Origin of the sequence: Mycobacterium sp., from assembly GCF_025965855.1 — a bacterium.
Lineage (GTDB): Bacteria > Actinomycetota > Actinomycetes > Mycobacteriales > Mycobacteriaceae > Mycobacterium.
In genome coordinates this window covers 1-6,815 of the sequence record NZ_JAOPWB010000329.1, presented here as the reverse complement: position 1 = coordinate 6,815, position 6,815 = coordinate 1, and the positions used below count along the sequence as shown (strand labels likewise).

At 64.2% G+C, this 6,815-nt stretch carries 7 protein-coding genes, 1 rRNA gene and 1 pseudogene; 7 read left to right on the top strand and 2 right to left on the bottom strand.

The window, feature by feature from the left end; all coding sequences use genetic code 11:
• The 5 genes and pseudogenes from JWP83_RS28325 to JWP83_RS28305 form a co-directional block, all read left to right on the top strand.
• Positions 1 to 390 (top strand): annotated as a pseudogene (locus tag JWP83_RS28325) (F0F1 ATP synthase subunit alpha); the annotation flags it as partial.
• Positions 391 to 396: 6 nt separating this feature from the next.
• Entirely contained in the window at positions 397 to 1,314 is a 918-nt protein-coding gene (locus JWP83_RS28320) for a F0F1 ATP synthase subunit gamma (protein ID WP_297738235.1), read from the top strand.
• A 23-nt stretch (positions 1,315 to 1,337) separates the two neighbouring features.
• Positions 1,338 to 2,801, top strand: a complete 1,464-nt coding sequence (atpD, locus tag JWP83_RS28315; RefSeq protein WP_297738233.1) for a F0F1 ATP synthase subunit beta — start codon at positions 1,338 to 1,340, stop codon at positions 2,799 to 2,801.
• A gap of 35 nt (positions 2,802 to 2,836) precedes the next feature.
• The gene (locus JWP83_RS28310; RefSeq protein WP_297738231.1) at positions 2,837 to 3,202 is read left to right on the top strand and encodes a F0F1 ATP synthase subunit epsilon; all 366 of its coding nucleotides are present in this window, start codon (positions 2,837 to 2,839) and stop codon (positions 3,200 to 3,202) included.
• 6 nt (positions 3,203 to 3,208) lie between these two features.
• On the top strand, positions 3,209 to 3,652 hold the full coding sequence (locus JWP83_RS28305; RefSeq protein ID WP_297738229.1) for a DUF2550 domain-containing protein: 444 nt from the start codon (positions 3,209 to 3,211) through the stop codon (positions 3,650 to 3,652).
• A gap of 18 nt (positions 3,653 to 3,670) precedes the next feature.
• On the opposite strand, the gene JWP83_RS28300 is transcribed toward JWP83_RS28305, so the two are convergent.
• Together JWP83_RS28300 and JWP83_RS28295 are read right to left on the bottom strand one after the other, a co-directional pair.
• The gene (locus tag JWP83_RS28300; RefSeq protein WP_297738227.1) at positions 3,671 to 4,096 is read right to left on the bottom strand and encodes a VOC family protein; all 426 of its coding nucleotides are present in this window, start codon (positions 4,094 to 4,096) and stop codon (positions 3,671 to 3,673) included.
• Positions 4,097 to 4,138: 42 nt separating this feature from the next.
• Entirely contained in the window at positions 4,139 to 4,732 is a 594-nt protein-coding gene (locus JWP83_RS28295) for a cob(I)yrinic acid a,c-diamide adenosyltransferase (RefSeq protein WP_297738225.1), read from the bottom strand.
• Positions 4,733 to 4,802: 70 nt separating this feature from the next.
• Here JWP83_RS28295 and murA point away from each other — a divergent pair, with 70 nt between their 5' ends.
• The gene (murA, locus tag JWP83_RS28290; protein ID WP_297738223.1) at positions 4,803 to 6,056 is read left to right on the top strand and encodes a UDP-N-acetylglucosamine 1-carboxyvinyltransferase; all 1,254 of its coding nucleotides are present in this window, start codon (positions 4,803 to 4,805) and stop codon (positions 6,054 to 6,056) included.
• A gap of 374 nt (positions 6,057 to 6,430) precedes the next feature.
• Positions 6,431 to 6,815, top strand: a 16S ribosomal RNA gene (locus JWP83_RS28285); the annotation flags it as partial.

Sequence of the window (6,815 nt, the reverse complement as noted above, 5' to 3'; positions counted from 1 at the left end):
CTCAAGCAACGGCAGTACCAGCCGATGCCGGTCGAGGAGCAGGTGGTCTCGATCTTCCTGGGCACCCGCGGCCACCTGGACTCCGTGCCCGTCGAGGACGTCAGGCGGTTCGAGACCGAATTGCTGGACCACATGCGGGCTTCCGAGGAGAAATTCCTGGCCAAGATCCGCGACAGCCAGAAGCTCTCCGAAGAAGACGAGAAGCAGCTCACCGAGATCATCAACAAGTTCAAGAAGGGCTTCGCGGCCTCGGACGGCGGGTCGGTGGTGCCCGACGAGCACGTCGAGGCGATGGACGAGGAGGAGCTGGAAAAGGAGTCGGTGCAAGTCAAGAAGGAAAGGCCGAAGGACAAGAAGGAATCCAAGGACTCCAAGAAGGACAAGAAGTAGCTAACGATGGCGGCGACACTTCGCGAATTGCGCGGCCGGATTCGTTCGGCAGGGTCGATCAAAAAGATCACCAAGGCCCAGGAGATGATCGCGACATCGCGCATCGGTAAGGCGCAGTCGCGGCTGGAATCCGCACGGCCCTACGCATTCCAGATCACCGCGACGCTCACCGCCCTGTCCGCCGAAGCCGCCCTGGACCACCCCTTGTTGGTCGAGCGAGAAGAACCGAAGCGGGCCGGCGTCCTGGTGGTGTCCTCCGACCGGGGTTTGTGCGGTGCGTACAACTCCAGCGTATTCCGTCGCTCCGAGGAGCTGTTCTCCCTGCTGAGGGAGGAAGGAAAGACGCCGGTTCTGTACACGGTGGGCCGTAAGGCGCTGAACTACTTCAAATTCCGCAACTGGGACGTCACCGATTCGTGGACGGGCTTCTCCGAGCAACCCAAGTACGAAAACGCCGCGGCGATCGCTTCGACCTTGGTCGACGCCTTCATGAAGGGCACGGGCGACGACGAGGATCAGCAGTCCGATGACGTCCAGGGCGTCGACGAACTGCACATCGTCTACTCGGAGTTCAAGTCGATGATGTCGCAATCGGCGGTGGCCCACCGCATTGCTCCGCTGGTGGTGGAATATGTCGAGGAGGAGCAGGATCTGCACACCCTGTACTCCTTCGAGCCGGATGCGACGACGCTGTTCGAGGCGCTGCTGCCGCGGTACCTAACCACCCGTGTGTACGCGGCGCTGTTGGAAGCGGCGGCATCGGAGCTGGCGTCACGTCAACGCGCGATGAAGTCGGCCACCGACAACGCGGACGACCTCATCAAAGAGCTGACGCTGATGGCGAACCGCGAGCGGCAGGTCCAGATCACCCAGGAGATCAGCGAAATCGTCGGCGGCGCAAACGCGCTCGCGGACGCTAAGTAGCACCACGAGGAAGAAGAAAATTTATGCCTGCTACTGAAACCACCGAGAAGACCAAAGACTCGAAGGACACCGACACCAGCGGCCGCGTGGTACGCGTCACCGGGCCCGTCGTCGACGTCGAGTTCCCGCGCGGCGCCGTTCCCGAGCTGTTCAACGCGCTGCACGCCGACATCACCTTCGAGGAGCTCAAGAAGACCCTCACGCTCGAGGTCGCACTGCACCTGGGCGACAGCCTGGTGCGCACCATTTCGATGCAGCCCACCGATGGTCTGGTGCGCGGCGTTGAGGTCACCAACACCGGCAAATCGATCTCTGTGCCGGTGGGTGAGAACGTCAAGGGCCACGTCTTCAATGCGCTCGGGTACTGCCTGGACAAGCCGGGATACGGGGAAGACTTCGACCACTGGTCGATTCACCGCAAGCCCCCGCCGTTCGAAGAGCTGGAGCCGCGCACCGAGATGCTCGAGACCGGCCTGAAAGTCGTGGACCTGCTGACCCCGTACGTGCGTGGCGGCAAGATCGCGCTCTTCGGTGGCGCCGGCGTCGGCAAGACGGTGCTCATCCAGGAGATGATCAACCGCATCGCCCGAAACTTCGGTGGAACTTCGGTTTTCGCCGGGGTGGGTGAGCGCACCCGCGAGGGCAACGACCTGTGGGTGGAGCTCAAGGAAGCCGACGTGCTCAAGGACACCGCGCTGGTGTTCGGTCAGATGGACGAACCGCCCGGCACCCGTATGCGGGTGGCGCTGTCCGCGCTGACGATGGCGGAGTGGTTCCGTGACGAGGCGGGCCAGGACGTGCTGCTGTTCATCGACAACATCTTCCGGTTCACCCAGGCGGGGTCCGAGGTGTCGACCCTGCTCGGTCGCATGCCGTCGGCGGTGGGATACCAGCCCACGTTGGCCGACGAGATGGGTCAGCTGCAGGAGCGGATCACCTCGACGCGTGGGCGGTCGATTACGTCCATGCAGGCGGTCTATGTCCCCGCGGACGACTACACCGACCCGGCGCCGGCGACGACGTTCGCGCACCTGGACGCCACCACCGAACTCTCCCGTAACGTGTTCTCCAAGGGTATCTTCCCCGCGGTGGACCCGCTGGCGTCGAGCTCGACCATCCTGGACCCCGCCGTCGTCGGCGACGAGCACTACCGCGTGGCTCAGGAAGTCATCCGAATCCTGCAGCGGTACAAGGACCTCCAGGACATCATCGCCATCCTCGGCATCGACGAGCTGTCCGAAGAGGACAAGCAGTTGGTCAACCGGGCGCGGCGCATCGAGCGGTTCCTTTCACAGAACATGATGGCGGCCGAGCAGTTCACCGGTCAGCCGGGCTCGACGGTGCCGGTGAAGGAGACCATCGAGGCGTTCGACAAGCTGACGAAGGGCGACTTCGACCACATTCCCGAACAGGCGTTCTTCCTGATCGGTGGCCTCGACGACTTGGCCAAGAAATCCGAAAGCTTTGGCGTCAAACTCGACTCCTGAGAACTGAGTGAAAAGGTTGTGAAAGGCTCTGTGGCATGGCCGAATTGAACGTTGAGATAGTCGCCGTCGACCGAAAGATCTGGTCGGGTGAGGCAACGTTCCTGTTCACCCGCACCACCGTCGGCGAGATCGGGATCCTGCCCCGCCACATCCCGCTGGTGGCGCAGTTGGTTGACGACGCCATGGTGCGTGTCGAACGCGAAGGCGAGGACGACCTGCGGATCGCGGTGGATGGTGGGTTCCTGTCGGTAACCGAGGAGCAGGTCAGCATCCTGGCCGAATCCGCGGAGATCGAGTCGGAGATCGACGAGAGCGCCGCCAGGGAAGACGCCGAATCCGACGATCCCCGTATCGCCGCCAGGGGGCGCGCCAGACTGCGCGCCGTCGGCGCGATCGACTGACCGTCGATGAGCGCGCCCATGGTCGGCATGGTCGTGCTCGTCGTCGTGTTATGGGTCGCCGTCCTCGCCCTGAGTTATCGACTGTTGAAGCTGCGCCAGGGCGGGACCGCGGGAATCATGCGAGACATCCCCGCCGTCGGAGGTCACGGCTGGCGGCACGGTGTGATCCGCTACCGCGGCGGCGAGGCCGCGTTCTACCGGCTGTCCAGTCTGCGTTTGTGGCCGGACCGCCGGCTCAGCCGGCGGGGTTTGGAGATCGTCGCCCGGCGTGCGCCGCGCGGCGACGAGTTCGACATCATGACCGACCAGATCGTCGTGTTGGAGCTGCGCGACACGACGCAGGATCGCCGGTCCGGTTACGAGCTCGCGCTCGACACGGGCGCGTTGACCGCGTTCTTGTCGTGGCTGGAGTCCCGGCCCTCGCCGCGCGCACGCCGTCGCAGCTTCTGACGACATCAATCCCAAAAGCTAAGTGGCAGAATCGTTCTGCCACCGGCTGACGGTCTGGCATCCGTATTCCTCCGGGGCGACATCGCGCAGGGTTTCGCTGAACTGCCAGCGATGGCCGGCGAGGTCCTCGACGGTGCACTCGCGTTCGCCGTACTCGCGGTCGACGGGCCGCTCCAGCACTTTCGCCCCCGCCGCCCGGGCGCGTTCGAACTGGGCGTCCACGTCGTGGACGCGCACCTTGATCTCGTGGGTGACGGTGCCGGCCTGCGGCGATCGCCGCTCACCTGCCACGTCGGCAACGATCATCGCCCCGTCCGCGCCGACGCTCAGCTGCGCCCGGTGGCCGTCGCCGATTCGCGTTCGCTCGACGAAGCCGAAGGCCGCGGCGAGCCAGTCCACCGCGGCTCGCACATCGGGATAGACGAGCACGGGGATCACAGTCACCGGCGGGATCGACCGATTCTGTTGCATCGCTGAGGCTTTCGGCTACCCGGCGCTCGACGCGCCGCCGCCCGGCCGCCAGAGCACGTCCCCGCCGGGGTTGGCCGCCCGCGCCAGGATGAACAGCAGATCCGACAGCCGGTTAAGGTATTTGGCCGGCAGCACGCTGACCCCGTCCGGGTGGGCATCGAACGCTGCCCATGCCGAGCGCTCCGCCCTGCGCACCACGGTGCGGGCGACGTGCAAGAGCGCCGACAACGGCGAACCACCAGGCAACACAAAGGAATCCAGCGCCGGCAAGGCTTCGTTGTATTTGTCGCACCACCCTTCGAGCCGATCGATGTAGGTCTGGGCAACCCGCAGCGGGGGATGTTCGGGGTTTTCCACCGGGTCTTTCAAGGGAGTCGACAGATCCGCGCCGGCGTCGAACAAGTCGTTCTGGATTTCGCGCAGCACACCCGTGATTTCCTCGCCGGGTTGGCCGAGGGCGATCGCGACGCCGATAGCGGAATTGGCCTCGTCACAGTCCGCGTACGCCACCAGCCGGGGGTCGTTCTTGGAGACCCGTGAGAAATCGCTCAATCCCGTCGTTCCGTCATCGCCGGTTCGGGTATAGATGCGGGTCAGGTGTATCGCCATGAACAAACGGTACTCGGCTGGCCGACTTGGCTGACTGACAAGCCGATACCGCTTCACTAGACTAACGCGGGTGGCTGAGCGATTCGTGGTGACCGGAGGCAACCGGTTGTCGGGCGAAGTCGCTGTAGGGGGCGCCAAGAACAGTGTGCTCAAGCTCATGGCAGCGACGCTGCTGGCCGAGGGCATCAGCACCATCACCAACTGCCCGGACATCCTCGACGTGCCGCTGATGGCGGAGGTTTTGCGGGGCCTGGGCGCCACCGTCGAACTCGACGGGGACATCGCCCGCATCACCTCGCCCGACGAGCCGAAGTACGACGCCGACTTCGCGGCCGTGCGGCAGTTCCGCGCCTCGGTCTGCGTGCTCGGGCCACTGGTCGGCCGGTGCAAGCGGGCCAGGGTCGCGCTTCCGGGCGGCGACGCGATCGGCTCGCGGCCGCTGGACATGCATCAGGCCGGCCTGCGGCAGCTGGGCGCACAGTGCAACATCGAGCACGGGTGCGTGGTTGCTCAGGCCGACACGTTGCGCGGCGCGGAAATTCAGTTGGAATTCCCCTCGGTGGGGGCCACCGAGAACATCCTGATGGCCGCCGTCGTGGCGGAAGGTGTCACCACGATTCACAACGCGGCGCGCGAACCCGACGTGGTCGACCTGTGCACGATGCTGAACCAGATGGGCGCACAGATCGAAGGCGCGGGCTCGCCGACCATGACGATCACCGGCGTTCCGCGGCTGCACCCCACCGAACACCGCGTGATCGGGGACCGCATCGTCGGTGCCACCTGGGGCATCGCCGCCGCGATGACCCGCGGTGACATCGAGGTGACCGGCGTCGATCCGGCCCACCTGCAGGTGGTGCTGCACAAGCTGCACGACGCGGGGGCCACCGTCACCCAAACCGACCACAGCTTCCGGGTGACCCAGTACGAGCGCCCGAAGGCCGTCAACGTGGCGACGCTGCCGTTCCCCGGGTTTCCGACCGATCTGCAGCCGATGGCGATCGCGCTGGCGTCGATCGCCGACGGCACGTCGATGATCACGGAGAACGTGTTCGAGGCGCGCTTCCGGTTCGTCGAGGAGATGATCCGGCTCGGCGCCGACGCCCGCACCGACGGGCACCACGCCGTCCTGCGGGGCCTCCCACAACTCTCGAGCGCCCCGGTCTGGTGTTCGGACATCCGGGCCGGCGCCGGCCTGGTGTTGGCGGGGCTGGTCGCCGACGGTGATACCGAGGTCCACGACGTCTTCCACATCGACCGCGGCTACCCGTTGTTCGTGGAAAACCTGGCGATTTTGGGTGCGGCGATCGAGCGGGTAGAGTAGTCAAAGTCAGTGCCCCAGAAGGGCGGTCATCTCACGAAGATGGCCGAAACCGGAGGCCTTGACTCCCTCGCCGGATCGGTACTAGCCTGGCACGGCTGCCCCGCAGCGGTCACCACAATGAGATGGCCAAAACTGGGGCTTGACGCCTCCGCCGGAACTGTATTAAGCTGGCGAGGTTGCCCGGAAGCGGGCGAAAATAAGTGCGAGTGTTGTTTGAGAACTCAATAGTGTGTTTGGTCTTTTTATTTGTTGTTGTTTTTTGGCCATACTCTGCACTCCCCGTGTGTGGGTATGGCTGTTTTATTTTGATGCCAGATATTGGCGTCTTGTCAGGTATCTCTGATTGTAAATTCACCTCGTTATCGAGGGGTTTTTGTTTGGAGAGTTTGATCCTGGCTCAGGACGAACGCTGGCGGCGTGCTTAACACATGCAAGTCGAACGGAAAGGTCTCTTCGGAGATACTCGAGTGGCGAACGGGTGAGTAACACGTGGGTAATCTGCCCTGCACTTCGGGATAAGCCTGGGAAACTGGGTCTAATACCGAATAGGACCATTTAGCGCATGCTTTATGGTGGAAAGCTTGTGCGGTGTGGGATGGGCCCGCGGCCTATCAGCTTGTTGGTGGGGTGACGGCCTACCAAGGCGACGACGGGTAGCCGGCCTGAGAGGGTGTCCGGCCACACTGGGACTGAGATACGGCCCAGACTCCTACGGGAGGCAGCAGTGGGGAATATTGCACAATGGGCGCAAGCCTGATG